Source organism: Pseudonocardia sp. DSM 110487 (assembly GCF_019468565.1).
In the GTDB taxonomy this organism is placed as follows: Bacteria; Actinomycetota; Actinomycetes; order Mycobacteriales; family Pseudonocardiaceae; genus Pseudonocardia.
Window position 1 is genome coordinate 107,954 of record NZ_CP080522.1, and the last position, 26,515, is coordinate 134,468.

Annotated in this window: 33 protein-coding genes and 1 pseudogene; 25 read left to right on the forward strand and 9 right to left on the reverse strand. The window is 69.0% G+C overall.

All coding sequences use genetic code 11. The annotated features are described in order from the left end of the window. Positions 1-2: 2 nt before the first annotated feature. Together K1T35_RS48070 and K1T35_RS48075 are read right to left on the reverse strand one after the other, a co-directional pair. Positions 3-2,225 carry a caspase family protein gene (locus tag K1T35_RS48070; protein WP_220263474.1) on the reverse strand — a complete coding sequence of 741 codons (2,223 nt, stop codon included), beginning with the start codon at positions 2,223-2,225 and terminating at the stop codon, positions 3-5. Beyond that, positions 2,222-3,397, reverse strand: a complete 1,176-nt coding sequence (locus tag K1T35_RS48075) for a hypothetical protein (RefSeq protein ID WP_220263475.1) — start codon at positions 3,395-3,397, stop codon at positions 2,222-2,224. The genes K1T35_RS48070 and K1T35_RS48075 overlap by 4 nt, the downstream gene beginning before the upstream one ends. Before the next feature lie 407 nt (positions 3,398-3,804). On the opposite strand from K1T35_RS48075, the gene K1T35_RS48080 reads away from it, so the two are divergent. The 5 genes from K1T35_RS48080 to K1T35_RS48100 all read left to right on the forward strand — a co-directional run bounded on the left by K1T35_RS48080 (position 3,805) and on the right by K1T35_RS48100 (position 6,527). Next, positions 3,805-4,110, forward strand: a complete 306-nt coding sequence (locus K1T35_RS48080; RefSeq protein WP_220263476.1) for a hypothetical protein — start codon at positions 3,805-3,807, stop codon at positions 4,108-4,110. Between the two features lie 303 nt (positions 4,111-4,413). Beyond that, complete coding sequence (locus K1T35_RS48085; protein WP_220263477.1) at positions 4,414-5,778, forward strand: hypothetical protein; 1,365 nt, start codon at positions 4,414-4,416, stop codon at positions 5,776-5,778. Continuing rightward, a complete protein-coding gene (locus K1T35_RS48090; protein WP_220263478.1) occupies positions 5,775-6,029 on the forward strand; it encodes a hypothetical protein in 255 nt (84 codons plus the stop codon). Before K1T35_RS48085 ends, K1T35_RS48090 begins: the two co-directional genes overlap by 4 nt. Before the next feature lie 34 nt (positions 6,030-6,063). Further along, positions 6,064-6,252 carry a hypothetical protein gene (locus K1T35_RS48095; protein WP_220263479.1) on the forward strand — a complete coding sequence of 63 codons (189 nt, stop codon included), beginning with the start codon at positions 6,064-6,066 and terminating at the stop codon, positions 6,250-6,252. Between the two features lie 107 nt (positions 6,253-6,359). After that, positions 6,360-6,527 carry a hypothetical protein gene (locus K1T35_RS48100; protein WP_220263480.1) on the forward strand — a complete coding sequence of 56 codons (168 nt, stop codon included), beginning with the start codon at positions 6,360-6,362 and terminating at the stop codon, positions 6,525-6,527. 22 nt (positions 6,528-6,549) lie between these two features. On the opposite strand, the gene K1T35_RS48105 is transcribed toward K1T35_RS48100, so the two are convergent. Continuing rightward, complete coding sequence (locus tag K1T35_RS48105) at positions 6,550-7,533, reverse strand: replication protein RepA (RefSeq protein ID WP_220263481.1); 984 nt, start codon at positions 7,531-7,533, stop codon at positions 6,550-6,552. Positions 7,534-8,504: 971 nt separating this feature from the next. On the opposite strand from K1T35_RS48105, the gene K1T35_RS48110 reads away from it, so the two are divergent. From K1T35_RS48110 to K1T35_RS49580, 19 genes and pseudogenes are all read left to right on the forward strand, one after another. Continuing rightward, positions 8,505-8,978, forward strand: coding sequence for a DUF4097 family beta strand repeat-containing protein (locus tag K1T35_RS48110; RefSeq protein ID WP_220263482.1), 474 nt, complete (start codon positions 8,505-8,507; stop codon positions 8,976-8,978). Positions 8,979-9,200: 222 nt separating this feature from the next. Next, a complete protein-coding gene (locus tag K1T35_RS48115) occupies positions 9,201-9,725 on the forward strand; it encodes a DUF1643 domain-containing protein (RefSeq protein WP_220263483.1) in 525 nt (174 codons plus the stop codon). After that, positions 9,722-10,717 carry a DUF5131 family protein gene (locus K1T35_RS48120; protein ID WP_220263484.1) on the forward strand — a complete coding sequence of 332 codons (996 nt, stop codon included), beginning with the start codon at positions 9,722-9,724 and terminating at the stop codon, positions 10,715-10,717. Before K1T35_RS48115 ends, K1T35_RS48120 begins: the two co-directional genes overlap by 4 nt. A 921-nt stretch (positions 10,718-11,638) precedes the next feature. Then, positions 11,639-11,971 carry a hypothetical protein gene (locus tag K1T35_RS48125; RefSeq protein ID WP_220263485.1) on the forward strand — a complete coding sequence of 111 codons (333 nt, stop codon included), beginning with the start codon at positions 11,639-11,641 and terminating at the stop codon, positions 11,969-11,971. 73 nt (positions 11,972-12,044) lie between these two features. Then, positions 12,045-12,611, forward strand: coding sequence for a hypothetical protein (locus K1T35_RS48130; RefSeq protein ID WP_220263486.1), 567 nt, complete (start codon positions 12,045-12,047; stop codon positions 12,609-12,611). Between the two features lie 641 nt (positions 12,612-13,252). Beyond that, on the forward strand, positions 13,253-13,582 hold the full coding sequence (locus K1T35_RS48135; RefSeq protein WP_220263487.1) for a hypothetical protein: 330 nt from the start codon (positions 13,253-13,255) through the stop codon (positions 13,580-13,582). 83 nt (positions 13,583-13,665) lie between these two features. Then, the gene (locus K1T35_RS48140) at positions 13,666-13,893 is read left to right on the forward strand and encodes a hypothetical protein (RefSeq protein ID WP_220263488.1); all 228 of its coding nucleotides are present in this window, start codon (positions 13,666-13,668) and stop codon (positions 13,891-13,893) included. Positions 13,894-13,916: 23 nt separating this feature from the next. Then, positions 13,917-14,135: a hypothetical protein gene (locus tag K1T35_RS48145; RefSeq protein ID WP_220263489.1), complete on the forward strand. Its 219-nt coding sequence runs from the start codon at positions 13,917-13,919 to the stop codon at positions 14,133-14,135. Positions 14,136-14,274: 139 nt separating this feature from the next. After that, complete coding sequence (locus tag K1T35_RS48150) at positions 14,275-15,069, forward strand: GGDEF domain-containing protein (protein WP_304940869.1); 795 nt, start codon at positions 14,275-14,277, stop codon at positions 15,067-15,069. A gap of 224 nt (positions 15,070-15,293) precedes the next feature. After that, the gene (locus K1T35_RS48155; RefSeq protein WP_220263491.1) at positions 15,294-15,440 is read left to right on the forward strand and encodes a hypothetical protein; all 147 of its coding nucleotides are present in this window, start codon (positions 15,294-15,296) and stop codon (positions 15,438-15,440) included. Between the two features lie 6 nt (positions 15,441-15,446). Next, positions 15,447-15,884 (forward strand): hypothetical protein, encoded by a 438-nt coding sequence (locus K1T35_RS48160; RefSeq protein WP_220263492.1) that lies wholly within the window; start codon positions 15,447-15,449, stop codon positions 15,882-15,884. Between the two features lie 206 nt (positions 15,885-16,090). Next, positions 16,091-16,600, forward strand: a complete 510-nt coding sequence (locus K1T35_RS48165; RefSeq protein ID WP_220263493.1) for a hypothetical protein — start codon at positions 16,091-16,093, stop codon at positions 16,598-16,600. Positions 16,601-16,794: 194 nt separating this feature from the next. Beyond that, a complete protein-coding gene (locus K1T35_RS48170; protein ID WP_220263494.1) occupies positions 16,795-16,995 on the forward strand; it encodes a hypothetical protein in 201 nt (66 codons plus the stop codon). A 187-nt stretch (positions 16,996-17,182) separates the two neighbouring features. Beyond that, positions 17,183-17,353, forward strand: coding sequence for a hypothetical protein (locus K1T35_RS48175; protein WP_220263495.1), 171 nt, complete (start codon positions 17,183-17,185; stop codon positions 17,351-17,353). A gap of 120 nt (positions 17,354-17,473) precedes the next feature. Then, a complete protein-coding gene (locus K1T35_RS48180; RefSeq protein ID WP_220263496.1) occupies positions 17,474-17,677 on the forward strand; it encodes a hypothetical protein in 204 nt (67 codons plus the stop codon). Between the two features lie 218 nt (positions 17,678-17,895). Beyond that, positions 17,896-18,081, forward strand: a complete 186-nt coding sequence (locus tag K1T35_RS48185) for a hypothetical protein (protein WP_220263497.1) — start codon at positions 17,896-17,898, stop codon at positions 18,079-18,081. 960 nt (positions 18,082-19,041) lie between these two features. Then, complete coding sequence (locus K1T35_RS48190) at positions 19,042-19,569, forward strand: hypothetical protein (protein ID WP_220263498.1); 528 nt, start codon at positions 19,042-19,044, stop codon at positions 19,567-19,569. After that, positions 19,566-19,928, forward strand: a complete 363-nt coding sequence (locus K1T35_RS48195; protein WP_220263499.1) for a hypothetical protein — start codon at positions 19,566-19,568, stop codon at positions 19,926-19,928. Before K1T35_RS48190 ends, K1T35_RS48195 begins: the two co-directional genes overlap by 4 nt. Positions 19,929-20,461: 533 nt before the next feature. Beyond that, a pseudogene (locus K1T35_RS49580) lies at positions 20,462-20,707 on the forward strand (WhiB family transcriptional regulator); the annotation flags it as partial. 330 nt (positions 20,708-21,037) lie between these two features. Here the strand turns inward: K1T35_RS49580 and K1T35_RS48205 are convergent. Continuing rightward, the gene (locus K1T35_RS48205) at positions 21,038-21,385 is read right to left on the reverse strand and encodes an Lsr2 family protein (RefSeq protein ID WP_220263500.1); all 348 of its coding nucleotides are present in this window, start codon (positions 21,383-21,385) and stop codon (positions 21,038-21,040) included. Between the two features lie 853 nt (positions 21,386-22,238). Between K1T35_RS48205 and K1T35_RS48210 the strand changes: the two genes are divergently transcribed. Next, on the forward strand, positions 22,239-23,381 hold the full coding sequence (locus K1T35_RS48210) for a hypothetical protein (RefSeq protein WP_220263501.1): 1,143 nt from the start codon (positions 22,239-22,241) through the stop codon (positions 23,379-23,381). Between the two features lie 85 nt (positions 23,382-23,466). Here the strand turns inward: K1T35_RS48210 and K1T35_RS48215 are convergent, their stop codons facing one another. The 5 genes from K1T35_RS48215 to K1T35_RS48235 form a co-directional block, all read right to left on the reverse strand. Next, positions 23,467-24,717, reverse strand: coding sequence for a GGDEF domain-containing protein (locus K1T35_RS48215; RefSeq protein WP_220263502.1), 1,251 nt, complete (start codon positions 24,715-24,717; stop codon positions 23,467-23,469). A gap of 89 nt (positions 24,718-24,806) precedes the next feature. After that, on the reverse strand, positions 24,807-25,478 hold the full coding sequence (locus tag K1T35_RS48220; protein ID WP_220263503.1) for a hypothetical protein: 672 nt from the start codon (positions 25,476-25,478) through the stop codon (positions 24,807-24,809). A 356-nt stretch (positions 25,479-25,834) separates the two neighbouring features. Further along, positions 25,835-26,029 (reverse strand): hypothetical protein, encoded by a 195-nt coding sequence (locus tag K1T35_RS48225; RefSeq protein ID WP_220263504.1) that lies wholly within the window; start codon positions 26,027-26,029, stop codon positions 25,835-25,837. Continuing rightward, a complete protein-coding gene (locus K1T35_RS48230) occupies positions 26,026-26,217 on the reverse strand; it encodes a hypothetical protein (protein ID WP_220263505.1) in 192 nt (63 codons plus the stop codon). The genes K1T35_RS48225 and K1T35_RS48230 overlap by 4 nt, the downstream gene beginning before the upstream one ends. Continuing rightward, a complete protein-coding gene (locus K1T35_RS48235) occupies positions 26,214-26,462 on the reverse strand; it encodes a hypothetical protein (RefSeq protein WP_220263506.1) in 249 nt (82 codons plus the stop codon). Before K1T35_RS48235 ends, K1T35_RS48230 begins: the two co-directional genes overlap by 4 nt. Positions 26,463-26,515: the final 53 nt, after the last annotated feature.

Genomic DNA, 26,515 nt, shown 5'->3' on the forward strand with positions numbered 1-26,515 from the left:
AGTTAGCCACTTCCTGGTCCCGTGGGATCGAGAGTCGCCGCACCGCGCAGCGGCAGTACGGGCGCGAGCAGGTCCGGATCGTCCCAGAGCACGCGCAGGCCAGCGGTCAGCGTCTCCGGGCGCTGCTTGCGGATCTGATGCAGTCGCAGCGCGACGTCAGCGAACGGCCCAAGCTCGATGAGGTCGCAGACTTCCCTGTACACCGCCTCCCAGTGTTGCGGCGCACTCTGCGTCCAGATCACATACGGCGCACCGGCCATGACGGCTGCGATGATCGCGTCCGTCGAGAGGTCGTCCGATGCCGGGTCGGGCACGAACTCGAGCGCGATCACCGCGGCAGTAGCGGCCTCGACAGCGTTCCGGACGCCCTGCGGATCTGCCCGGTCCGCGTCCTTGACCCAGGCGATGGTGGGAGTGGCGGCCGCGATCGCCTGTTGCACATCTGCGGCGCGCTGCCGCCAGATCGCCTTAGTCTTGGCGCGCACGGCGAGACGCTCGCCGCTGTGGAGGACCACAGGATGTTCGACGCCGAGCGAGCGCGACGGGGCCTGATCCTGCAGGAGCGGCCAGGTCTCCGGAAACTGGTCCTGCAGCACCCGCGGGACGAGGAGGCCGACAGTCAAGGCGGTCTCGCCCTCGTCGTACACGCGGTCCAGGAGCTCCTGCACCGCGGCCTGCACGCCTTGCAATGTCGGCCTGCCGTCCCCGCCGGTACCGCTCCTGGCGTCCAGGCGGCTCCAGCGCAGCTCGCCCCCGACGCGCCGCCCGACGTGCGCGACGACCTCCTTGGGGAGGACCGGCACACCAGCTGGCGATCCACCCGACCGCAGGTCGATGACGACGCGGGCCGGTGCCGCCGCCAGCCAGCCGACCGCCTGCTGGCGCAGCTGCGCGAGCTGGTGGTCGTCCAATGCGAACCACGACTCGTCCACGGCCGTCCCGGTGAGCCGCTCCAGCATCGCGACCATGCGGTGCAGTGTGTCCACGCCATCTGGTGCCGAGAGTGTCAGCGACGCGGCGTGCTCCACGGCGTCGGCGAAATCCCGTGCACGCGAGACCGTGCCGAGCGGCAGGGCTCGGTGCAGCGCTGTGAGAATCTCCTCGCGCGTGACACGCGCGAAGGTCTGCAGCAGCGGAGCCGTCCGGTGCTGGCGCACCCAGCACGCGGACACCTCGGCGTACGCCGCGGCCCGATCGGGATCGTCGCCGACCAGAACCGACAGCGCATGCAGCAGCGGCTCGCCGCGCCCCTGCGTCAACGCTGCGGCGACGCGCGACTCCGCGTCGCCCGCGGCGCCAAGTACCGCCGCCAGTCCCGGCGGCTCATGTCCCTTGGCCAGCAGGCCGCTCGCGACGATGGTGTCGGTCAGGCGGCGTAGCTGCGAGAACTGCAGATGACCAGCGACCGGCTTCGCCCTGTAGGTGATGTCCCTCGGCGGTACCACCGACCCGGCCCGGCCTCCCACAAACCCGACGACGACGCGGACCGGCCGCTGCCGAAAGCCGCCTGCCTCCGCGCGCTGTGTGAAGGCGGCATCCACGTCGCGGCTCAGGCTCTGCATGTCCGGTGGGAGGTTGTCCCCGTGCTTCTCCAGCCACTCGATGACGTGGGTCGAGAAGGTCGCGCGCCGCAGCTGCGGGTCGATCTCGGCGATCTGGCCGAGGTCGGTGGACAGATACAGGAATTGTGGCACTTCGCGCGCCACCAGCTCGCCGAACCTGACCTCCGGCAGGCTGCGCTCGGCGTTTAGCTGCTCCAGGAAGTTGGCGCATGCGTCGACCACGACGACGACTTGCGCGAAGCCAGCGCCGGTCGACGACGTCACCAGCCGCTGGATCTCGCCCAGCAGCAAGTTCCGCTTCGCAATTTCCATGGCGTTGGACGTGAACAATGCACGTTCGGTGCTCTTCTCGGTCACGCCGTGCCCGCACCAGTAGAGAAGCAGCAGGTCACCGCCCTCGTCCATGAGCGAGTAGAGAGCCTTCTCCAGCGCCTCCCGCGTGGTGCCGACGCCGACGGCGCCGGGCACCGGTTCGGCCGCCGGCGGCTCCAGCCACGAGCACGCCAGACGGATCCGCTCCGTTGGCACGCCCCGCCCGGCGGCCCACCGCGCGAACCGCACCGCGTGATCGGCCGCACCGGGCAGGTCGAGCGCGCTACCCCAGTCGTAGCGCTCGATGCCGACCGCCAGTACGGACGTCCGCTGGGGCGACGCTGCATTCACGTGACAAATTCCCGGATCGCCGACCACAGCTGACGGTTCGTCCAGTAGGCGCTGTGCGACTGCGGGAACGGCGCCCCGTTGTCGACGCGAACGTCGCGCACTCGATCCCCGAAGACGCCCGCCCCGAGGTAGGAGAGCACGTCGCGCCGGTCGTAAACGTTGAGCCACTGTGGCATGTGGTCCGGCAGCGGGTCCGGATGGGCGAGGGCAGGAAACGCGCCGATCTCGTACATGAAGGGGGTCTGCGACCCCACCGTTACGAGCCCGGCGACGCCAGGGATCTGCTCGCGGACGAGGAGGTCGGCGCAGATGATCCCGCCCAGTGAGTGCGCCAGCAGGAACACCGGGCCGGGGCCAAGGTCCCCGATCGCGCGCTTCACGAAGGCCCGCGCACCGCTCCCATGTGCGAGGAAGCGGAGGATGTCTCCGGCGGCGGGCGAGGCGGCGTCGCTCAAGCTGCCGCGGTCGCCGGTGAGCTTGTGCGTGACCATGCGCAACGCCAGGCCCTTGACCGGCCGCAGGAGGAACGACCCGACGCCCATACCGTGGCCGCGCAGCTCGGTTGTGACAGCGAGGACGAGCGCGTCTCGGGTCTCGCCGTCGATGGCAGGCAGACCGGCGTCCTCGGCCATCGTCAGCGTGGCCGCGACCAGGGCCCGCCCGATGGCACGACGGTGCTCCAGCGGGTCGGCGGATGCGGTGGCGACGGCGTCGCCTAGCTCGGGTGCCGCGCGCAGGCGCTTCAAGGCGTCGTTGAGGAAAGGATCGAGCCCGGCGCTCGCGAAGCATTCCCGCAGCTCGTCGGACGGCTCGTACTCGTCAACCGCACGGCGCAACAGCACGGACGGTGGCTCCTGCCCGAACGGGACCGAACCCACGACGGGCCGGTGCCGCAGCAACCGCAGCTCGTACCAAGGATCGGAGTAGAGGAGAGTCCACAGCGCCATCAGCTCGTCGGCCTCGCTGGGAGCCTCGCCACCTGATTCGTCGTAACCCGGGATGGACGCCCCGCCCGCATGGAGCCGCGCGCCCTCGGCGGCGCCCCAGAAACAACCGTGAACCTCTAGGGGCAGCCCGCGCGTCGCCACCTGCGCCTGGATGATCTTCAGCGTGGCTGCATAATTCTTGGCACGGACCCCGGTGCCGTGCACGAACAGCAAGGTGGCGTGCATTGGTCCTCCCAAGCGCAAAGAGGACACACCTTAGTCGCCTGATACGCGCCGAACGGGCAGGATGAGCCGGGCGTTCTGGCCGACCGGCTGAGCGCCCTGGCCGAAGCCCAAGCCATCCCCTCGTCGAGGCTGTGCTCGCTGATCAGCTCGTCCAGCATCTCGTCGAACCACCTCACGCCGCCTGCGGAGCCCAGGCCACGCCAGCCGGGGAGCGGACGCGCTCGGGGTTTCTGCCGCTCGGTGTCGAACCGGATCGTGTCCGAGATAGCCCTCACTTGCGCGGCTCGATCAGGTGCCATTGCGTCACGCCGACCTCGTACCAGCGGCCGGAGTCGATGAACTGGTCCCGGTGCCTTATCGCGGCGACCGTCCCCCGACACCGCATGATCTGATGCCATGATCGGAGCGTGACTGGCCAGGAGCAGCTGTTCGAGGTCGAGCTACAGCGCATCGTCGTCGACGATCCGGAGGATCCGGTCAGCTGGGCAGCCGAGTGGGCGCCAGCGGGCAGCGTCGAGGCCACAGAGGACAACACCGAGGACCTGGCCGACCTGGTAGGCGCCATTCTCCGTGACGTGCGCGACCTTGCCCAGCAGTCGGGCACGCCAGTGCGGATCGAGTGGCTCCTCGTCGGTGACGCCCCGGCCGGTGCGACGGTGGACGCCGCGGTAGCGGCGGAGGGTGTCACCTTGCCCGAGCGGGTCGATCCGTAGCCGAAATTCCCAGGGGAGGGAGCCCCCGACGTCTGTCTGTGAGGGGCGCTGGTCACTGCCGCTCATCGGCATTCACGCGGATCATGAGCGTGCGCGACAGCCGTCCCGTCAGCGTGTCGTCGCACGCAACCCCGACACACGTTCGTGTCTATGGCCCTCCGGTCGGTGCGGCAGGGGACACTGCTCGCGGAGCCAGGCCGCCGGATGTGATCTGCGCTACTTTTCCGGTCGAGACTCGGAGAACTACCCGATCTGGCCTGGGAGGGGAGAAAGCAAGACACCAGAAAGGAGCTGAGCCAGTTCATGACTGACTCCCCCGAGCTCACCGTCTCCCCGCCCGCCCACACCCCATTCGTCGCAGAGGCCATCAGCGACGGTCCCGCCGCCAACACGGGTGGCTCGGACCCTGCCCAGGCGCGGCGGCGCACGAGCGCCGTCGACAAGCCGGCTCCAGCCGTGCCGATGCAGCAGTCACGGATCGTGAAGAATGCTGTGGCAGCCCACCTTCGGCAGGCCCAGCGGGCCGCAGACATGGCGCGTGCGCGCCGCATTCGCATCGTCAAGACCATCGCTCCGGTCTCGGCGTGGCTGCACTCGGCGATGCTCGCGACGAGCGTGGCAAGCCTCACCGCCCCTGGCGGAGTGCTCGATACCGCCAATCAGCTAGGCCGGATCCATGAGCAGTCCATGGCCGCGCAAGCGGCCAAGACGCAGGAGTTGAGCCGCGCTCCGGCCGTGGCGCTGGCCAAGTCGATCGTCGAGATGCCGACCGCGCGTCTCGCCGCGAACATAGCCAACGCTGCGATGGTGGACACCTCGCTGGTCGTGGACTCACTGCGGGCTATCACAGGGACCCTCGAGCACCTCGCGCGGGCGCTGCCGCCGTTGGTGCCCGTGCCGCCGGCGTCGAGTCTGTTCGCCTCGCAATTGGCCGAGTTCTCGATGCGGAAGCCGCAGCTGGTGGCCCTGCTCAGGTCGGCCGCTTCCGTCTCGGCCCATGTAACCGATGCCCTCGAGATCGGCCGCCGGGCCGTGGCGGCGGCACGGTTGTTCCGCCAGCAGCTGTTCCTCGCCGTGCTGGCCGCCCAGGATGCCGCGATGCGCGGCGACCTGAACCGGACCGCCGCGTTCTTCGATGAGTTCATCGAGCTGCCCCGCAGCAACCGCAACGCTCGGCTGCATGCCGGCCTCGACGTGCTGCTATTCCTCGACCTCGCACCGTTCGGCCCCGAGACCGCCTTCGAACTGGTGGAGCTGATCGAGGAGAAGACCAACCGACACTACCGTCGTGGGCGGCGTCCGCTGGCCGGCACCGAGCTCAACCACGTGCCGGTGGTTCCCCTCGAGACGCTGCCGTCGATCCTCGGGGAGGAGAAGGCGGCCGGGATGCTGCCGAAGGCACCCTCGGCGGAGACGCTCGCGCTCACCGCTCTCAACATCTTCGACGACATGAGGCTGGCCATCGTGGTGAGCGATCTGAGCCCCGAGGAGGCGCAGGTCGTCATTGCCCGTGGGCGCACCAGGTCGTGGAGCGAAGCCGCCATCGTCTGCGGCTACTTGCCCGCGGACGCGAAGGGCGTGTCTGAGCGGGTGCGCGCCAAGGTCATGCGTCGGGTGCGGATGCTGCAGGCGCAGGACCCGCGCCCGGCGTCGGGGATCGGCCAATGATCGCGGTGAACGCCGAGTCGCTGTGGCCGGCGATCCTGGCAATCGCAGCGTGGCCGGCCGGGGTGGTCGTCATCGTGATCGTCGTCCTGCTGCTCACCCGGGGCGAGCAGCAGCCCGCGGTGCTGCGGGCGATCGCCGAGCTCGTGCGGGCCGTTCGCGGAGTGCCCGAAGCCGGGCTCCTCGAGGCCCAGCAGATCCAGGCTGATCAGCCCTCTGCCGCAGTCAGCGTGTCCTGGTCAAGGGGGTCATGAGTTCACGATTGGTGCGGCGGGCGGCGACGAGGTCTTGCGTGCGTTCCTCCACCTCTGCGGTCACCTCGACGACGCGTTCGGCGAGGGTGGTGATGCGGCGGCGGAGCCGTCGATGTCGTCGGGCGTGCCGAGGTCGGGCGGCCAGGGTGCGCTCGCCCCGGAGCTCGGTGAGCATGCGCTCGAGCTGGCGTGTTCGGGCGTCCCGGCGGCGGCGCGGCCGTAGGGCAGCTCGTCCCCGGTCGGCGTCGGCTGAGGTGCGTCGAGGACTGCGCCGCCCATCCGCAGCGACTAGCGTCCGAGGTGAGGCTCTGACCAGAGGAGGGTGATCCGATGGCGGACGAGCTCGAGTTCCAAGCCGGCGACCTGATCCGCGTCACGCTGCCGGAGCTCGATGACGATCTGCAGTTCGTCATCGGCGACATGCACGTTGACGGCGACACCGAGATCACGTCGCTGATCCCGGACCCTGACAACGCGGGCACGCTGCCGTGGGAGTAACGGCGGGATCGGCCTGGCCGATCTACCGCAGAGACCTGCGTGACCGCATCGGCACGCTGGTGGGCGAGGGCCGCAGCACCAGGCCGGCGGACGTCGAGTCGACGTCCGCGTGCCGGTACAGCAGCAGGACCTGACTCAAGTTGCGTTCGAACTCCTGCCGGAACCGAGCGCGGCCGTTCTTGTCGGCACCCAAGGTCGACCCGAACTGTCCGCGCAAGCCGTCCCAGGGGATGGTCGTGGTGCGCCGCAGGTAGGACAGGCGGTGACAGAGATATGCGTAGATGTCCAACCGCAACGCGCTGCCGCGCAGCGCACGCAGCACGTTGATGTCGAGCGGCACGGGGTGCTCGACGGTTTCCTTGTAGAACTCCCCGCTCAGGGTGACGACGGACGGCAGGAGCGTCGGCTCACCCGGCCGCTGATCGTGCCACCACAGGTCGTAGCTGCTCGCGACGTTCAGCCTGCCGCCGGTCTGCCGGGACTGGTCGGGGCCATCCCAGCGCACGGTCAACGTTGCCAAGAACAGTCGCTCGAGCTGCTTGCGCAACCTGGTGATCGACCCGTTCCTGCCACCCGTCGGCTTCAAACCGAGATCACGCATGAAGGCGGACAGGGAGTCCCCGAGCATGAGGGTGGGAGACTGGGTGCGCACGGCCTCGGTCGACAGCCAGGTGAGCACGAGCCTCGGGACGGTGCCATACGGGTAGCCGACCGAGTGGGCTTGACCGGCCTCGTCGATCGTGACACCTGGCTGGACGACCAGCGACAGGTCGCCGTTGCGGCGACCCCAGTGCTGCACGTCGCCCGGGTCGCGGTAGGGCAGCGTGGTCTGGCACCACAGCCTCGCGAGGTAGCGCGGATCTTCCGAGCCGTCCTGATCCCACAGCTCAGCAGCAGCCTTGAGCAGCTCAAGCTGCCGCGGACCCGGCTGCGCCGTCATGGCGGGCAGCATGGCACAGCTGATCGTCTCGACCTGCGCAGCACCCACCATCGGCGAGTCATCCACGCATAACTCTGTAGCTTCCGCCACGCATACCTCTGTCACCGGGGCCCTCGGTGGAGGTTGTCCACGCATACCTCTGTCACCGGCGCGCGCATACCTCTGTCACCGATACCCGGCCTTCCACGCATACCTCTGTCACACAGCACGCATATCTCTGTATCTGACCCGGTGTGGACGCAGTGGTCACAGCCCATGTTGATCTTCTGCCTGTAGTTCACCTGTAGATCTATTCCTGTAGGTAGGTCGGGCGGCACGACGTTGTCCACGCATACCTTTGTCACCCCGGCGCGCTGCGATGCCGGTGGTCCCGACGCCCTGCTGATGCCTCCTCCGACGCCCCGGACTCCGTCGACTGCCGCCCACGGCGCCGCCGTACTCGGCGGGCTGTCCGGTGGAGGCTCACGGCGCTCGCCGGCGGTCCCAGGCCTGAGGTTCGATCCCGCGTACAGGCCGTCTCAGGGGGCTCCGCAGCTGGATGTGGACTGCATGCAACGCGACCCGAGACTAGGATCTGTGCTGCTACCGCCGGTGTAATAGTGTGAAAACGGCTTGACGGGAACACGTCTTCGGGGCAGGCTGAGGAGAGTGCAACTTCAGCGGCCGCCGCGTGTGCGCTTCCTGAGTGCTGGGCGACTCCCGGCAGCGGTCGCAGCCATCAACGGGAGGCGGCGTTCATGCGCACGATCACTCACACCGGAGTAGGACCACCGGCATTCGACCTGGATGTTCCAGCTGCAGCCGTGACGGTCCATTGCGAAGACCGCGACACCGCCGTGGTCACCTTGGAAGCCGCTGATCCACAGGACCGCGAGGCTCTGCGGCTGATCGAGCGCACCACTGCCACCAGCGATGCCGAGCGGTTCACCGTCCGGGTGCCGGGCCCGAAGAGCGCAGGTCACCCGATCGTCGTCGACGGCGACCCGATCATCGTCTCCGGTACCGGCGGTGTGATCGTCACTGGGAGCGTCGCTGACGTGACGATCGTCAACGGACGCCTGATCAGCGCGGCCGGCGTCGTACACCGTGGCGGTGCCCTTCGCATCACAGCTCGCCTGCCCAAGGGATCGGCCGTCATCGTGGCCGGCCAGGCCACGAACCTCACCGTCCACGGTGAGGCCCGCGCAGTCGGGACCAACACCGTGTCCGGCGACGTGCAGGTCAGCGCCGCTGCCACCGTGAGGCACCGCACCACGTCGGGCGACCTTCGGATCGGCATCACCAGCGACGTGACCGCGCATTCCGTCTCTGGTGATGTCACCGTCGCTCAACTGTCCGGTCGCGCGGCCATCAACACTGTCGCCGGCGACATCGCTGTGCACGCGGTCGAGACGTCCCAGGTGCGCGCTGAGTCCGTCTCGGGCGACATCGACATCACCGCTAACCCGGGCGTGGACGTTGACGCCGACACCCACACCGTGTCCGGCCGCAGCCGCAACCGCCGCAGGTGACATGCACGCCTGCGCCACCAGGGACGGGTCCCAGGGGTTCCGTGAACGGGCCTATCGAGCCTGGCTTGTCACCCAGTCGCCCTCCGTGCGAGGAGAGCAGATGAGTGCGACAACAACAATCGAGGGGGCCGACTTTCTCTGCACCAGCCGCCCTCCGCACAAACCCTTCAGGGCAAGCATTTTGATCACCTTCCGAAACCGGTCCGAAGGCGGTGGGCGGCCGTGAGCGACACGATGCCGCTCTTCGGGGTTGAGCTGCAGAAGTCGGCGGTCCTCAGTCCGTGTGGCACCTACCGCTATGAGCTCACACGGCGGTGGTCGAGCCGTTCACTGGTCGGCTGGGTGATGCTGAACCCATCGACCGCTGACGCCGATGTCGACGACCGGACGGTGCGCCGGTGCATCGGATTCGCGAAGGGGTGGGGGTTCGGCGGGATCATCATCCGCAACCTGTTCGCGCTTCGCGCTACTGATCCGTCCGAACTGGATCGCCATGCGGATCCGATCGGCCCGGAGAACGACGCGTACCTGTCTCGATGCGCGGACGAGGAGATGACCGTCGTCGCGTGGGGCGCGCGCGGTGGCGACCGTGGGCGTGCGGTGCTGGACCTGCTGGAAGGCCAGGGGGTCCGCCCGTATCAGCTCGCCGTGACCGACGACGGTCAGCCTCGGCACCCGCTCTATCTGAGGGCTGGTCTCGTGCCGACCCCGTTGTCCAGGCCCGACTGGGCAGGAGGCGAGCTATGAGCACCGCGACGAAGATCGAGTGGGCGCGGGGCGATGACGGGACGGCTGGGGCGACGTGGAACCCCGTGACCGGGTGCAGCGAGGTCTCCGAGGGCTGCGACCTCTGCTATGCCAAGACGTTCGCTGAGCGGTGGCGTGGCGTGCCGGGGCACCCATTCGAGCAGGGCTTCGACATTCGGCTGTGGCCGCAGCGGCTCGGGTTGCCGCTGCGCTGGCGCAAGCCCAAACGCGTGTTCGTGAACAGCATGTCCGACTTGTGGCACGAGGCGGTGCCGGACGAGTTCGTCGCGGCGGTGTGGACGACGATGTTCTGGACCTCGCCGGCGAGCCGGTCGAGCTCGTCGTTGAGCCCGTGTCACACGTATCAGATCCTGACCAAGCGGCCGGGACGGATGCGCAGCTGGTTGCGCCGGTGGGGCGACCGGGATCAGCGGGTTGCTTGGATCGAGGCGGCGGCCGAGCGGGGTTGGTGCGACCGCGAGGACGTGGCCGCGGCACCGGGGATGTCGGGCGTGCTGCCGAATGCCTGGCTCGGGGTGTCGGCCGAGAGCCAACGGTGGGCGCGGGTGCGGCTGCCGCTGCTGGCCGACACCCCCGCCGTGGTGCGCTTCGCCAGTTGTGAGCCCTTGCTGGGCGCGCTGGACATCCGGTCGTGGCTGGGCAACGGTCTGGACTGGGTGATCGCCGGCGGGGAGTCCGGGCCGAAGGCGCGGCCGATGCACCCGGACTGGGCCAGGTCCCTGCGAGATCAGTGCCAGGCCGCTGGGGTGGCGTTCTTCTTCAAGCAGTGGGGAGCGTGGCGTCCGGCCGAGGCTGGCGACGCCTTCCAGCGCCGTCAAGCCGTGGCATTCGACGGGCCGGCCAGCGTTGGCCACATCGGCTCGGCCGCGATGGTTCGGGTCGGCAAGTCGGCCGCCGGGCGGCGGCTGGACGGACGGATGTGGGACGAGTTCCCGCGGCCGCGCGCCAGGGCGGGTGTCGCCGGTGGCTGATCAGGTTCTCAGCTCAGGCCAGTGCCGCCGGGGGTGTCGGTGACGCTAGACGCGGCGAGGCGTTCGGCGTGCTGGGTCTTGGTGCGCAATGCGACCAGCGTTTCCTGCAGGCCGGCGACTTCGCCGAGCCAGACTCATTCGCGGGCCTCGGCGATCCGCTCGGTCAGGTTGGCGTCGAGCTCACGCAGCAAGGGGGCAGGCGGCTAGGTTCCGGTCGGAGCAGGGGGAAGCGAACGCACGCGAATTCATGGGCGCAGGGGCTGCCGTAGGGCCGGTCGCAGTTGCTGTAGGCGACCCACCGCCTGCACATTCGGCGTCCGCACCACTGACGCCCGCCCTCCGGTCCTGACGCCAGCCCACGAAGGAGGAGGATTGCCATGATCCCGACCCCCTTAGCACGACGATCATGCTGACACGGGGGACTGGTGCGTGCGGCGGGGGCAGATTATCCCGTCCGATGTCGAGATGCTGCTCCGGCTCAGAGACGAGGACGGCACCGGTGGGCGCGAGGCCCAGCCCACACCCTGGCGACGACTCTGGGAGAACCGATCATGAAGCCAGTTAGTGCTATCGCTGCAACCGCCGAGACCCCGGCCTACCCGTTCGTCGTTACCGTGCGTCGCCCTGGACTGTCGGACGTGCACCTGGGGTTCGCCTTCCGGCACCAAGCCGAGCACGCCTCCTGGTCGCTCACCGACGACCTGCACAACACTCAGCACGTTGAGGGCACGACGATCACCTGGTCACCGGCACCCCACGGCGTCACACCGCTAGACCCGGTACCCACCAATCCATACGCCCTCGCGGAGCTGATTGGACAGGAGAACAACAACCTGCCGATGAGGGCTACGGGCAGGTCTCACGGATCTGGCGCGAGGCCTGCAGCTGGCTCGACGACGACGGGTCCGCGGAGAACCTGCCGTGAAGATCGCTCTCACCGCCCTCGCCGTCACACTGATCATCGGGTGCACCAGCGAAACCCACGCCGAGCGCATGGTCCCGTCCGCGGGCCTTGGCGTGCTGCCCGTCCGCGGGCCCGGCCCCGGGCCGGAACCAGAGCCCGTCCCGGACCGCGACGGGCACTTCATCGTGGTCTACACCGACGACCAGGAAGCCGGCGAAGCCCGCTGCGACGAGCTCGAGATCGAAGAGCCGCTCGTCGAGTGCGTGATCGAGCCGTTGTCCGAGCAGCCCGATGTGAACGAGCCCGGGTGGGCGAACCGGTTCCGCGAGAAGTGGGCCGGGCGTGGCTAGTAGCAGCCCGGACGATCCGCTCCGACCTCCCGAGGAGGTAGCCGCGGAGAGCCGGGCGGAGTATGCCGCCGCGGTGGGGGAGCGTGCGCGCCCCGACCTGGATGCTGGGCCGCGCACCCCTCCCGGCCGCCGCGGCCCGGCCACCCGTCGCACCGGCTGCTGGTCGGGCCCGGTCGACGACGCCACCCTCGAGCAAGCAGTCGCTGCCGGCGCACTGACCGAGGTCGACGTCGCGTGGATCCGCGAGTTCCGGGCCTTGCTCGCCGCAGAGGCCAAACGCCGCCGATCCAGGCAGGTCGTTGTCCGACCGGACGGCACCAAGGTCGTACAGGCCAAGGCCCCGCGCGCTGACCTGCTCTGGTACCCGCACGAGCGCGTCGTCACCGTGCTGGTGCGCCGCACACATGACCTCGAGCTCGCTCGCCAGCTCGCCAACGAGCGGTGGTCCGCCACACCGCCTCAACAGCGCGGCACCTCGCGCCTGCTGTCCCGGCACCGAACGGGCTGGTGGACCACGACCGACGGGCTCAAGGCGGTGCCCCCTCGCGCCGCGGTGGACGAACAACATCGAGTCATTCGGTGGTGCTCGGATCCCGGCACGGCGCGCGCCGCTGGCCCAGGGATCGAGTTCCGACCATGACCCGCGCCGCATCCACGTCTGGATGAGCGCGCGCTCGCCTCTGTAGCCACCGGCGTGGGACGACGGAAACCAGCGGATCTGCGGGCACAGGTCTGGCGAGGGCTGGTGGGTGCATGCCCGCCTCGTGAGCTATGCGGTGTTGCGTCCGGATGCTCCTGCTTCCCCGCGCCCCGGAAGCGACCCGCAACGACGACGTCGCGGCCGCCCAGACGCCGCCCGGAGTCGCGTTGATCGGGATCTGCCAGCTCGGGAGAGGCGTCGGGACCCCGCGCGGGTCCTAAAGCGCTGGGTGAAGCGTCAGGAGCACAGGCGCAGGGCCGGTTGTCGCAGATTCCGTTGGGGGCACCGACGAGGCCCTCGACCCTGTGGGGTGGGTCGAGGGCCTCGTGGTGTTTGGCGGCCGACTGGGACCGACACCAGTGCCTCCGGCGAGCGGGAGACTCGCCCAGGTTGAACCCGGCCATCCCGCCGTGATGGCCATGCGCCCGCGGCGAAGGCGGCAGCGCGCTGCTCTTTTAGCGTGAAAACCTCTTGACGTTATGCCGTTGATGCGGTCAAACTAGTAGCAGGAACGAAGCGCTGGCGGTCGACGCAGCCAGCTGCGCGTCGACGTCAACCTCAACTTCGCGGAAGGGTCCGTGATGATCCTCAACCTCCCCGCGGTGGTCGCCGGAACCATCTGGGACACCGGCCCCCATGCCGTGGTGCTCGCGCTGCTCCCGCTCGTCGTGGCACTCGCCGGGCTCGTCCTGCGCGACCCGCCGGACGTCCCGAGCGCGCGCGGGCTCCGAATCACTGCCGCTGGCGCTGCCGCGCGTGTGCGGCCTGCTTTGGCTGGCGCCACTGCGGCGCTCCGACCTGACCGCATCGCCCGGCCTGGCCGCGTGAGGCTCCGGGAGCAGACCCGGCAGTCGCTCGCGCGGGCAGGCCGGGCAGCGGCCGACGCCCTGGGCATCGGCCGCACCCGATAACGGGCCCTCGCTGGGCCTTTCCTCGCGGCGGCGCTTGTCCTGGCAGACCCCGCCGCCTCGAGGAGATCCATCCCCTCAAAGAAATGGAGATCGAAATGGGGCTTGTGGAGAACCTCCTGAAGTCGGCCGGGCGGGCGGCGCTGCGCGCCGGCACGAACGACAAGCGGGGATTCCAGACGATGCGGACCCGCGACTGGTGCGCGGCCTGCGGCAAGAAGCTGGGGCAGGGCGCGATCGGCAACCTGTGCAGCAGCGCCGCGTGCCACAGGGCCTACATGGCGGCGATCGAGGTCGCGAGGGCCGGGGACTGAGGCGCGACCCGATGAGCGCGCAGATGTCCAGCCGAGCGTCAACCGCCGCCGCGGCGCTCGACGAGCCCGACAAGTGGGCCGTCGCGCTGCTGTACGACGGCGAGATGCTCGGCGCGCCCACGCGTGAGCTGTTCACCTCGCCGCGGGATGTCCAGAAGCGGAAGGCGGAGCTGCGACGCCTGTTCCCAAGTCATCAGGTGATCGTGCTGCGCCGCACGGTCGAGTGGATCGAGGACCGGTGATGACTCGACTGCTCCGCCGCGCGCTGCGGTACGTGTGCTGCTGCCCCTACGACTGCATGTCCTGCGTCCACGAGCAGCACTGCGGCGCCTGCCGGGAAGAGAACCGCCGCCGAGGCGCGCCCAGCTCAGGGACTGGCTCGTGAGCACGACCGTGACAGTCGGAGCGCTGCTGCTCGGATCGGTGACCACCTTCGGATGGGTGCTCTCCGAGCATGCCCGACAGCGGCTGCGCCGCCTGCTGCACACCGACCGGCTCACCGGCCTGCCGAACCGCGACGCACTGACCCGGCGGTTCCAGTGGGCGATTCGCCGGCAACGCGGCGGCGCGGTCGGGGTGCTGCTGCTGGACCTGGACAACTTCAAGCAGGTCAACGACACCCACGGGCACGCCGTCGGTGACCTGGTGCTGCAGCACGTCGCCGACCGGCTCGCCGCCGCCGTCGAGCCGGTCGGCGCACTGCCGGTCCGCCTGCACGGGGACGAGTTCGCCGTCCTGCTGACCGGGCTGCCGGTCGACGGCGGGCTCGACCAGGCCAGCTCCCTGGCCGGACGGGTGGCCGACGCGATCCGAACGCCCCTGGACTGCGCCGACCAGGAAGTCACGCCGAGCGCCAGCGCCGGCGCGGCCGTCACACCAAGGACATCGATGAGCCCAACCCTCGCCCACCCCGCCACGGGCAGCCGGACGAGCTCCGGCGCGCCCGAGCTGACCCCGGCGGCCCGGAAGCTGATCCAGCAGCTGCAGACCGCCCGCCGCCAGCTGGGCGCCGAGTACGACCGGATCGTCGCCGCCACATCTGCCGGCGCCGACCCGCGCCCGGACCGCGCCCACGCCGGCCGCGCACGCGAAGTGCAGCAGTGCTGGCAGCAGCTGGCCGCGCTCGGGTTCACGCCCCAGCAGGTTGCCCGCTGCATCAACCAGCGCCGGCTCTGACGCCCCCTGGCCGAGCGCCTCTTCCGCCACGTCGACTCGCCCGGCCAGTGGGTCCTTCCTCCATCCACCTGCCCCACGAGGGGCGACTTCAGGAGACCCCAAATGACAGGCATTCACCCAGCCCGCCGCCCGCGCGCGAGCCGTCGACAAGTCGGCCCGCCCGGCCCGCGCCCCGAAACGGGGCACCACCGATGAACGCCCACCGACCGTCGAAGCATGTTCCTGTGCGACTGAAGCACCCGCGCTGCCCGTACGTCGCCTACTTCGCCGACATCCACGAGGCTCAGAAAGCCGGCCAGCGCCTCGGCTCCGTGCCCATCGACTGCACCCGCTGCGGCGGCTTCCACCTCCAGATGCCCGGCAAGAGGTAGCTCAAGGTGGCGCGCGCACGCGAGACGGTCAACACCTGGTCAGCCAAGTGGGAGATGTGCCTGCACGAGGTCGGCCACTACATCGTCGCCCGCGAGCTCGGCTGGACCGATCACAAGATCTGGATGCGCAATACCTGGCTCGGAGGCTGGGACGCCGGCTACAACGGCGACTGGGCCCCGCGGCTCAGCGGCGACAAGCTGGCGCTGCAACGCGCGGCAGTCGCGCTGGGCGGGGTCGAGGTGAGCCGGCGCCGCGCGTGGCTGTCCCTCCCGTCCAGCTGCAGCTGGGACCTCAACCACGCCGAGGAAGTGCTCGACGCGACCCGCATCAGCTTCTCGCAAGCCGAGGCGATGGCCCGGAAGCTGGTCGGCCGGCACTGGGCCGAGATCGAGGCCGAGGCCCGCCGCCTCCACCTCGCCGGCGACCGGTGGCGGCCGGCATGAACCTTCAGGATTCGGGCTCGTCCAGAGGCTCGGACTGCGACATCGAGATCACTCGATTGGCCCACTCGCGACTGTCCGGGATCGGACAGTCGCGAAGGCGTGGCGCTGGTGCGCTGTCTGAAGAGCTCCCGGGGCGGCCTTGTCCTGGCAGACCCGCCGCCCCGGGGCACACCCCATCCCCTCGTAGCGAACGGAGCAGCACCATCATGACAACCGCAGCGCGCGACCGCATCCACACCACCGTCCTGAGCGGCGTCGGCGGCCTGGCGGGCCACTATGGCGGCGACTACCTCGTGCAGCTGCACCGCTGGGCCGCGCCCAGCGGTCCCGACGGAGTCCCGCTCAAGCAGCAGCACAATCCCCAAGGGCGTCGCGCCCTAGCCGCCCACGTCATCAGCTACGTCGCCACCCAGGCCGTGACCAAGGCTGCGTTCTATCGCAGCGCTGGGGTCCGTGTTCCGCTGCTTGCCCAGCTCTCCGGTGCTGTTGTCGAAGGCGTGCTGCATGCCGCGATCGACGACGGCCGGCTGCTCCGCCGGTTCGCCGACGCCACCGGCAAGCGCCGCTTCCACGACCTTGCCGCTGGTGGCATCAACGGCCGCGCACTCCTCGACCAGGCCGCCCACCTCCAGATCCAGATTCCGGCCGGGACATTTGTCACCGCCGCGGTCGCGTGCGCGATCACTCGCCGCCGGAACCGTCGCAGCCAGAGCTGATCGTGAGCGAGGCGGCCGCGGACGTGTGGCGGACCCCTGGCTTGCTCAGGTCGACCAACACGAGACAGCGCGCCCAGAGCGGCATCACGCGCTGCCGATGCGACTGATTCGCAACCACTCGGAGGAAACGACGCGGACCCAGGCCCGGATCCGGATGCCTGCTCGCGGACGATCGCACGCAAAGGAGTGAGGGAATGGCGGGGGAGTACCGCAAGCGTATGGACCAGATCGTCGAGGGCGAGATCGTGCTCGGGCATACCGGCGGCTGGTGGAGGATCACCAACATCACCGACAACGAGGGTGTCCTCAGCATGGTCTGCCGAAACGTCGACACCAACCAGGTAGGCCTGATCAGCGGCACCAACCGTGAGGTCCGCCGCCTGCGCACCCGTTAGGCGCCGCAAGACGACCCACACCGCCGGGTCACCTGAGCAACCGAGTCGAGCCTCGGCGCAACCACGCCGAGCATCCGCCGGCGACTCTGCTGGACCAGCGAATTTCGAACTGATCGGCTCTGATCCCGCAGGCCGACATCGCAGGTCACTCGAAAAGACCTCTGAACTGGAAGGAGGTGAGAGGGAAATGCCGACCGATCTCAACCACCCGGATCCGGACATCACCGTGATCCGACTGGACAACGGCACCGTCAGCACCACTGTCAACCGGCCGATGAGCGGCCGCGACATGCAGGAACTGCAGCGCTGGCTGCGCGAGCACGCCGGTGCCTACAACACCGGAATCCACTTCGACTGATCCGCAATACAACAGGCCGTCCACGAATCCCGTGGGGGCTGCAGGCACGCAGCCCGGTGGCGCCCGGCGTCCAACTGAACATGACCCGATAAGGCGGGTCGCCCACGAAAGGAAACCAAGATGAAGCATGTCAAGGTCATGGACGCCGAGCCGGGCATGATCGTGGCCGGCACCGTGGAACGTGGTGACCTTCCCCCGTTCAGGATCACGGAGGTGACCAAGGTCGGCGAGCGCCACTTCCACATCGCCAGGGAGACACTCGCGGGCGTCCCCGCCAGGGGTGACGTCTATGCCGGCCACAACCGATTCAAGGTCATCGATTGAGGTCGCCCCTTTGGCCCGGCAATTCTTCCTCGCCGTCGAACCGCCGGGCCAAGGGGTTCATCCCTCCCAGCACGACGGTCCGCGGGCTGGTGTTCAGCGGCCCTGCCCGGGGTGGAGCTGGAGCTCGTAATAGGGTAATTGACGTTGTAGCGTTAAAACGCTACCGTTCTTGGTGGTAGGCGCGCAGAGCTGAGGCAGCGAAGGGCAAGCAAATGAGCATGAGTGAGCAGCTTCGGAAAGCCCTCGCCCGCGATGACGCGCTCGAAGACCAGGGCATGCACGCCGACAGTCGGCAGACCTGTCACCAGTGCCAGTCCTGGGCAGATCACGCCCACCACCCGCGCAACAACGCCGTCATCACCTGGGCCGAGTACGAGCAGTACAAGAAGGCGCGCGGGTTGTGATGTAGCTGATCGCCGAGCAGATCGCGGGTGCGTTCCACGCCGCAGCTGACGCCGCCGAGAGGCTGCTCTCGCGGAGCCGCTTCTGAGCCGTGTGCCTGCCAGACTCCGCGACGTTGCGCGCATCGCCGACGTGACCGCCGACCGTGCCGGCGAGTGGATCGCTGCCCTGGCCGCGTGCGGCAAGCGCTGCTCGGCACCCGGCATCTGCCCCGGAGGGTGCTCGTGGACCGGATCGGCGTGGCGATGGTCATGAACGCGACACTGAGATTCCAGACTGCTCAGACGCTGATGGCGCGCTCGGCTGCAGACGCGACCACCAGTCGGAGCTCGGTTGCGCGACGTGCGGCGAGTGGGGCTGGCCCTGCGCCCGGCCCTTGCGGCGGCCGACACCGTGCTGGAGCTGGCCCGGTCGTGACCGGCCGGGAGCGGGAGCGCGGATGGCCAGCTGACCCTGACGTTCTTCCGGGTTCCCGATGAGGCGCGGCAGTCAGCGCGCGTTGTCTGAAGGAGAGCGAATCCGCCGGCGAGTGCCACACCATCCCATCAGTCGAACTTAGGGCATCCGCGGGACCGGTCGAGTGTGTTGACGCTTTAGCGTGAAAACGCTACGCTTGCCGTGACGGGCCCTGCAAGATCGCCTGCCTCACGCCCTGCTGCAAGCAGACGGCGTGGCGCGGGTGCGAACGGTCCGTCCAGTCGACAAGGCGATCGGTGGCGCGGCTCTAGGAGCGGTACGCCGTGCAGTGGGCCCGCGGAGATCGAGGCAACCAACCGCCGGTGGGCTCAGCTTTCGAACGGATCTACGGAGGCGGACGTCATGAAGCAGCCACGCCCGGGGCCGGTGGTTCCGCCGCGCGACTGCACGCGCTGCGGAGGTGTCGCGGAGTGGGACGGCCTGGGCTACCGGTGCATCGACTGTGGCCAGCAGTTCACGAAGAGGATGAAGGAGGTGCGGACGTGATGAGGCTCGACACCTACGAGTCCGCCGATGGCACGTACTTGCACGCCGAGCTCGACGGACATGCGGCCGAGCCGCGGCGTGTTGGTCGGGCCCACGGCATTCCTGGGGCAGTCGCGATGACCTGCCTCCGGCTCATGCTCGCGACCCTCGCCGCGATCCTCCTGATTGCCGGCTGTACCACCGCGCCACCGATTCCCGAGCGCGTCTGCGGCACCCTCGACGCCCGGCCCGTCCACGCCCCCGACGACCAGTGCCACCCCGGCAACACCGCGGTGAGGTGGTACGAGGCCGACGACGACTGCCTCACCGAGGACGACCGCACCGACATCGGCCAACTCCTCACCCCCGCCTACGTCGAAGGTGCGGACTGCGACGACGACCACCACCGCGTCCCGGTCTTCGTCGGCGTGCCGGTGCCGGTCGGCCCGCAGTCCGGGCCGACCAAGACAAATGCCCCGTCTATCAAGCAGACGGCGCCGCCCGCTCGTTCTGCGCCGCCTGCTCGCTCGTCGAGGCCCCGTCGATGAGCGTCACCGGCATGCCCTCTCAGGGCGAGGGACGGACCCTTAGCCCCGGCCAGGTGCAGGAGTTCCGTCGACTGCTTACCCGCGTCAACATCGAGCGCCGCCGGCGGCATCCGGCGACTTCGGTCCTGTGGGAGCTCGCCGATGCGCTACAGGACGCACTCGGGCGGGAGGCGACGGCCGAACCGTCGCCCTGTCGGTCGCACGTCCTTCCCGCTGGGTTTGCGTGGGGCGACTGTCAGCACCTGAACGGGACGCGAGGCGTGTCGCAGGTCAAGAGCGGATTCGTGGACTGCACGAACTGCATGAAGATCGTCGCCCGGGGGTGCAGCTATTGCGGTTTCGCGAGGCCGATCGGTTGACAAGCGGGTCGGCCCACGATCGGGAGGACCACCATGAGCCGTAACCCACACACTGGCGAGAAGTCGAGCCCGAAGTCCTGGCGTCGCCACACGAAGGCAGTTGACGAGGCCATCCGAAAGTTCGGCAACGCTGCCACGGATGACGACGCCCGCCCCATGAGTCCCGCCATGATCGAGCGCTGGGATTCGACGTGGCAGCACGCGCACCGCGCGAGCCAGCGGGCGCAGCGCCGGCCGGGTGGTGCACGACGGGGCTCTCGGTGACGCTCAGGCTCACCGCTGCTGCCCTCGGCGAGTCGTCCCCGTCACGGCCGTCGAGTTGTGACTGATCGAGCCCACTCTCAGTAGGCCGACTGACTGGACGGCGCAGGCAGCCCATCTGCCTCGGCAAGCGAAGCCCGCCGTCCACTGCTCATCGAGCCAGGCGAGCAGATTTCACGCGAAAACGTGTTGACGCGACGTCGGAGCGGCGGCTATCGTTCAGGTGATCACGTCGCAGGACAGATTGAACCGCAGCCGGGAGGTGAACAGTTATGACGCTGAACTGGCGTTTGCTCGCAAAGTGTGGGGACGTCGACGACCCGGAGCTGTTCTTCCCGGTTGCGCAGCCAGGGACAGAGCCTTACGCCCGTCAGGTGGCTAAGGCGAAGGCCGTCTGCGCGGCCTGCCCGGTCCGGGCTAAGTGTCTCGAGTACGCGCTGCCGCGCGACGTCGTGGGTGTGTTCGGTGGCCATGACGAGTTCGAGCGTCAGGAGCTCCGGCGCGCCACCCGGGATCGGGGCGGTCGGCGTGCCAGCCAGCCAGAGCCGGCGCGCCGACCGCCCGCCGCCGAGCTGGAGCTCGCGATCCGACCCGATGCCCCGCGTGCGGAGCGGATCGCCGTCGCGGTCGCGTTGACGAACTCGGGCGAACGTGCTGCGTCGGTCGCTACTCGGCTCGGGGTGAGCGAGCGAACGGTCCTCCGCTGGTGCTCTGCTCAACGCGGGCGCGTCACGGCAGCGTGAAGATAGAGGCCGCCGTCGGTGCAGGGGGTGGCACCCGACGGCTTCCTCGAGGCGCTCGCCGAGAAGACGATCAGGAAGGCGAGAGGTAGCCGGCGACCTTGGGTGCTAGCTCGCCTGCTTGTGGTAGGCGGTGAGGACTTCGGCGGGAATGCGACCCCGGTCCGATACCTTCATCCCACGCTTGCGCGCCCAGTCGCGGATTGCTTGGTTCTGTTCGCGGTCGGCGGTCGACGGTCGCGACGGTACCGTCCGTGAAGCCGTGCCCGCTCGCCGGCGGGATCCGACGCGTCGGGCGGCTGCCACGTAGGACGCGAGTGCGTCACGAAGCCGCGCCGCGTTGGTCTTCGATAGATCGATTTCGTAGTTCCGGCCATCGACGCCGAACTCGACGGTCTCGTCGGCAGCTTCTCCGTCCAGATCGTCGATCAGCCGGACCTCACGGATCTGCGCCATCGCCTACGGCCTCCATCATGTTTGTGTTCGATCGCCAAACAAGAGTAGAAGCTACTCCGGTTCGGCGGCGAGGGGCAGGGGACTCGCCGATCTGGGTAACCACTCACGAACTTGAGGGCTGTCGAGTGATGAGGCTGTGCCGCCGCTACCGAAGGCAGCCGGGAATGGCGAGGCAGCCAGGAACGATCAGCCGTCGCCGGGCGGCGCGATAGCTGAAGGGTGCAGCGTTGCCCGCGAGGTCCCAGGAGCCACCAGTGCCGACCATTCCCTGGAGCGCGGCTGCCGCGGAGCGTAGAGCGCTACGACACTGCCTGTCGCTATGAGGTCGCAGCGTCACGCTAAAACGTTGGGTTGATACCTATAGTGATGCAACCGTGACGGTGGCCCGAGAGCGAGGGGCATGCAGGGAGGTGGGCTCTTCCGTCTCCGCAAGACGGTGCGAGTCGACCGTCCTCCCTCACCGTGACGCACTGTGGCCCGGTTCTCGTGGTGCATTCGTATCCGGAGATGACCGGGAACGTCATGGCACGAAAGACCCGCGAATGGATCGTCCAGCACACGGCACCATCCAGGATCGCATCAAGTTGGGCCACCGTGAAGGCAGGCGATGCGGGAAGCGCGACGCATCGGCCACCTGCGACTGCACGCCCGCCAGCCCAGCAGCGAACGGTCCGCACTCCTGCTGAGCTGTGCGCGAGGCGTCGCAGCATCGGCACGACGCACGCCCGCCTGCAGATCAGCTGAATGTCGGTGTCGGATGCGAGGATCCAGCGGATCGTCCAGAGAGTCGGACGCGCTGTCCGTGCTCGGGCGCACCGTCCCGGTGCGAGGTTTCCAGGGGGTGCCGAGAGGCGTGGCGGTGGTGTTCGAGGGGGAAGTGCCGGCCTGCTACTGGACGTTCTACCTGTTCAGCAGCGACGACGAAGCGGGACTTGACCCTGAGCTAGCCTTCGCTGGCCAGCGCAATGGTCTGTGCGGTGCGGGAGCATCCGGCGCCCTGACCCTGCGGAGCGGGGTGCACAGCGGCCGCGTCGGCCTCACGGTGGAGCAGCTGCCCGAGCCGCCACCGGCAGACCCGCGCTGGGACGACATCGTCGAGGTGCCGTTCCAGCCCGACGGGACAACAGCGGAGATCATCGACTGGGACGGCGTGGTGCACGCGCGGTTCACCCTGGAGCCGGTGCCGTACCGGGTGCGCTACTGCGCTGCCGGCCTGGACGCGGGCTTCGCCGCCGACACCCGCCTCGACGGCGACCCCGAGTTGGACCGGATCGCACTTCAGTTCTGGCCAGCCCCGCCGCGACCCGACGAGATCATCAAGCAGACGTCGGAGACAGCCGGCTACTGGCACGCCGAGGCCCAGAGGCTGCCCTCACATCAAGAGATCGCCCAGCGCAGAACGCAGCGGGCCGCAGAGGCTCTGCAGCGCGAGGAGGCACAACGAGAGGAGCTGCGCCGCTGCCACGAGGAGTGGCAGGAGCAGCAGATCTGGGGTGGGCCGCGTCCGGCGGCCCCGCTCGGGGACATCGCCAACGCGGCTGGCGTGGTCAAGCTTGATCGAGGGCTCGCCGAGGCGCTCGCTGCGTCCACACCGGCGCAGCAGCGGGCGATCACCTTGTGGACGGTCCGCCGTACGGTGGCCGACGCGGGTCTGGGTGACGTCGACTGGGTCGCGAACGCGGTGACTGCGCTCGAGCACAGGCAGCCTCTCCCGGCTCCGTTCGATGCTCGTGGCAGCGCGTGGCGGATCCTGTTCGATGACGATCGGGTCGAGCACACGAAGGTGACCTCGCTTGATCGTCAGCACGACGACGTCTCGCGGCAGTCCGGCGCCCTGGCCGCGGTGCAGGCGGCCGGCGCCACGTCCGATCCGACCGAGGCAGTGTTCGGTGCTATCTACCAGGCTGTGCATGCCTACGGCGCAGCAGGCGTCACCGACCTGCTCGCTGCGCTTCGCCGCGCCTTTCCGGACCTCACGGTGCGCATGCGGCGGTGATCCGCACATGGCATGCACGCCCGGCGGCCGACGATGCCGCGCAGCGCGGCATCGTCGGAACGACATAGGCGAGCGGGTGGTTCGTTCAGTAGTGATCGCGCGCCCGAGCTCGGCGGTAGTCGCCTAGGCTGGGCGTATCGATCGTCGGTGGGCGCAGTTCAAGGCTCCCTGTCCGCTTCGCGTGCCGCAGCGCGCGGTCGGCCGCGTCGAGTAGTTCCTCCAGGTTGCCTCCGTCGCCAGGGAAGTGCGCCCCGCCGATGGAGGCCGACAGCCCCTCCACGGTCGCGTGCCCTTTCGGGCTCTCGACGTCGACCCGCAGGCTGGCTATCTCGGTCTTGAGGCGACGGGAGAGCTGATACACCTCGTCGTCCACCGCCGTGGGCACCAGGATCGCGAACTCCTCTCCGCTGAACCGGCCGAGGAGTTCCTGCCCGCGCGCGCCGCGGGGCAGCGCCTGGCCGATGGCAGCCAGAACCAAATTGCCCGCGGCGTACCCGTGCTCCTCGTTCACCTTGCGGAACCCGTCGATGTCGATCAGAAGGAGAGTCGCGCTCCGATGCCACCGGCGGGCGCTGCGCAACTCGCGCAGCGCACGTCGATGCCAGGCTGGCGAGTTGAGCAGTCCGGTCTCGTCATCCGTCGCGGCCTCCATCTCGAGCTGCTGCACGGTGACGGCGCGGTGGAGGATCAGCAGCAGCGGCAGGAGCAGGACGACCATCCACGGCGAGTTCCCGGTCAGCATGACGGCGAAGACCGCGCCGAGCCCCAGGGTCGAGATCTCGAGGATGTTGTCGTCGGCGGAGCTGAGCATGCTGCGAACCGTCGCGTCGGGCACGGCGAGGCTGACTCCCGCCACGACCAACCCAGTGTTGATCGTGAGATAGGCCAGGAGCGCGCACAACACGACGGCGAATTCACGCAGGTCTGTCACGCCGTCGCCGATCGAGACCTGCGCCCCGCTGATGACTGCGCCCACCCCGTAGCAGGCGAGCATCATGGTGGCTCTGCTGAACATCGAGCGGTAGGCAGGATTCCCGACCGGTCGGTATGCGCGGAACCACAGGTGGGTGTGCACGATGAAGGCCACGGGCGCGCTGAGGGTCGGCGGGAGCAGCAGTGCGGCCGCGAAGATCCAGACCGAGGACAGGTCGGTGTGGCCGGTGTTGGCCGGTCGTGCCGTGGAGAGCTTGCGCCGGGTCCGTTCGATACCGACGAGCACCTCGGTATGCACGACGCCGAGGCCGGCGATCAGTGCGGCGATCGCCAGCTGGTCGGTGGTCACGACGAGACCAACCGCTCCCACAATGGGGAACAGCAGCGCGGCGACGATCACCACGATGATCGGGGACAGTGCCCGCGGAGGGAGAGACCACACAGGCCAGCGCCACACGCGGCGCCAGTCCCCTGGATGCGGGCGAGGCTCGGTCACTTCTGCTGCCTCCGCGGTTGATCCGAGGGTGAGCCTGGTGGTGGGGGGATCGGCTCACGCCGTCGAGTCATGTAGGTGCGGTACGTCGGGCTGGTCAGGTAGGCGGTGGGTGGCACCTCGAACTCTTCGCGGATCTGATAGCCATCGACCCACTTCCAGAAAGTTGACGTGCTCACCTGGTAATGGCGCGCCAGATCCTCACCGTTGCGGCCCTCCGTGACAAGAAGGTTGACAAGCTCGTCACGAGGCGGCGGGGGGATCCGCTCAAGCGGGCCCGTTCCTTCCTGCGGTCCCACGCCGACCCGCCGCTGGATCCCGTATTGGTCGAGCCAGTATCGGACGGAGTTGCGACGGACACCGAACTGATCGCCGATCTCGGTGATGCTGTGCTCCTTGTAGAGCCGACGCAGGACGGCCGCCGGCGGGGGCCACTGGCGGCCGGGCACCTTGCTGCTGCCTCCCGGCGGCCGCCGCCCCCCTTGACGTGCTCGTCCGGCTGTCGTTAGGCCGAGTTCCTTCAACCACTGGCGAACGTAGTGGCGGGTGGTGTTGTAGTGGTCGGCGAGCCGGTTCTGCCCATATCCCTGATCCCACAGGTCGGCCAGGTCGTCTGGCGGCGGCACACGACCAGGCGACGGTGTCGAGGTTGCGGAGGGATCGTCCAGCATGGCCTCATCTCTCAAATGGGCAAACACCCTGCGGAAGTCCCCAGGCCGTTGGCGCTCGCAGTTTACGATCATCGGCGCCGGATTTGGATGGCTGCTCGCGGGGTGCTGGAAGCTCGAGCGCTGCGGATGGTGTGGCTGATTCTGTGCCGCACTAGCTGCCAAGACTCCCGCCACGGCTGGAGTGGCGGCACCTCCTCTGCCGGCGGCACCGGTAGACCTCGGGTCGAGTCGTCTACCCGCGTCGGCGTGCGCTCCACCTGGCCCGCCAAAAGCGCAGCCACCACGCGAGATCGGACCGATCGCGCCACTCCAGCTGACGCCTGCGAGTCACAGCCCGGCGCGCCCGCGGTCTGAACTCAACTCGCCGACGCATCGGGCTGCGCTTCCTCGACCCAGCGCTGGGGGTCGGCGGCCAGCACGCCCCACATCACGGCGGTCCCGACGATGGACATGTCCGCGAGCACGTCGTTCACGGCGCGCTCGCGGTCCTCTGCGCTGAGGTTGCCGCCCTGCGGCCGATTCGCCGGGTCGGGGATCCCGCGGCCACTCATGCTGGCACCGCCGAATCGGCGTCGTTCTGGGCTTCCTTCACCCAATCCGCGACATCGGCGATCGTCACACCCGGCGCCCGCATTGCCGCGTCGTGAAGGGACTCGCCGTTCTCGAGGACGAGCTTCACGGCGAGCTCGCGGACTCGGCGGCGGCTCTCGTGCAGGTTGGGGCCCCAGCCGTAGCTCATACCGGGACCACCGGCTCGGGCGTGACCTTCCGGCGGCGGGCCGCCTCGATTTCGCCGAGACGACGGATCGCGTCCTGGGCGTCGAGCAGGATGTTGCACGGGAACGTGTAGTGGCCGGTCTGCGCGCCGGAGGAACACGACCGACAGTGCCCGGTGCCGTCGTCGCGGTGATCCTCAATCAGCCGGACTGCCATCTCCGGGTTCGAGCAGATGAGTGCGACCAGGGGTGGAGTGCCGCCAGACATGGACGCAGCGTCGCGTGATCACCACGCTGTCGGGTAGGACGACGCGTCCCAGT

What these genes read in the sequence shown, in the direction of transcription:
- K1T35_RS48175 (WP_220263495.1), top strand. Translation starts at nt 17,183, where the DNA reads ATGCCGACCGATCTCAACCACCCGGATCCGGACATCACCGTGATCCGA.
- K1T35_RS48185 (WP_220263497.1), top strand. Translation starts at nt 17,896, where the DNA reads ATGAGTGAGCAGCTTCGGAAAGCCCTCGCCCGCGATGACGCGCTCGAA.
- K1T35_RS48220 (WP_220263503.1), bottom strand. Translation starts at nt 25,478, where the DNA reads ATGCTGGACGATCCCTCCGCAACCTCGACACCGTCGCCTGGTCGTGTG.
- K1T35_RS48230 (WP_220263505.1), bottom strand. Translation starts at nt 26,217, where the DNA reads ATGAGCTACGGCTGGGGCCCCAACCTGCACGAGAGCCGCCGCCGAGTC.
- K1T35_RS48145 (WP_220263489.1), top strand. Translation starts at nt 13,917, where the DNA reads ATGTCCAGCCGAGCGTCAACCGCCGCCGCGGCGCTCGACGAGCCCGAC.
- K1T35_RS48100 (WP_220263480.1), top strand. Translation starts at nt 6,360, where the DNA reads ATGGCGGACGAGCTCGAGTTCCAAGCCGGCGACCTGATCCGCGTCACG.
- K1T35_RS48090 (WP_220263478.1), top strand. Translation starts at nt 5,775, where the DNA reads ATGATCGCGGTGAACGCCGAGTCGCTGTGGCCGGCGATCCTGGCAATC.
- K1T35_RS48140 (WP_220263488.1), top strand. Translation starts at nt 13,666, where the DNA reads ATGGAGATCGAAATGGGGCTTGTGGAGAACCTCCTGAAGTCGGCCGGG.
- K1T35_RS48190 (WP_220263498.1), top strand. Translation starts at nt 19,042, where the DNA reads ATGAGGCTCGACACCTACGAGTCCGCCGATGGCACGTACTTGCACGCC.
- K1T35_RS48205 (WP_220263500.1), bottom strand. Translation starts at nt 21,385, where the DNA reads ATGGCGCAGATCCGTGAGGTCCGGCTGATCGACGATCTGGACGGAGAA.
- K1T35_RS48180 (WP_220263496.1), top strand. Translation starts at nt 17,474, where the DNA reads ATGAAGCATGTCAAGGTCATGGACGCCGAGCCGGGCATGATCGTGGCC.
- K1T35_RS48235 (WP_220263506.1), bottom strand. Translation starts at nt 26,462, where the DNA reads ATGTCTGGCGGCACTCCACCCCTGGTCGCACTCATCTGCTCGAACCCG.
- K1T35_RS48120 (WP_220263484.1), top strand. Translation starts at nt 9,722, where the DNA reads ATGAGCACCGCGACGAAGATCGAGTGGGCGCGGGGCGATGACGGGACG.
- K1T35_RS48165 (WP_220263493.1), top strand. Translation starts at nt 16,091, where the DNA reads ATGACAACCGCAGCGCGCGACCGCATCCACACCACCGTCCTGAGCGGC.
- K1T35_RS48225 (WP_220263504.1), bottom strand. Translation starts at nt 26,029, where the DNA reads ATGAGTGGCCGCGGGATCCCCGACCCGGCGAATCGGCCGCAGGGCGGC.
- K1T35_RS48135 (WP_220263487.1), top strand. Translation starts at nt 13,253, where the DNA reads ATGATCCTCAACCTCCCCGCGGTGGTCGCCGGAACCATCTGGGACACC.
- K1T35_RS48195 (WP_220263499.1), top strand. Translation starts at nt 19,566, where the DNA reads ATGAGCGTCACCGGCATGCCCTCTCAGGGCGAGGGACGGACCCTTAGC.
- K1T35_RS48075 (WP_220263475.1), bottom strand. Translation starts at nt 3,397, where the DNA reads ATGCACGCCACCTTGCTGTTCGTGCACGGCACCGGGGTCCGTGCCAAG.
- K1T35_RS48170 (WP_220263494.1), top strand. Translation starts at nt 16,795, where the DNA reads ATGGCGGGGGAGTACCGCAAGCGTATGGACCAGATCGTCGAGGGCGAG.
- K1T35_RS48085 (WP_220263477.1), top strand. Translation starts at nt 4,414, where the DNA reads ATGACTGACTCCCCCGAGCTCACCGTCTCCCCGCCCGCCCACACCCCA.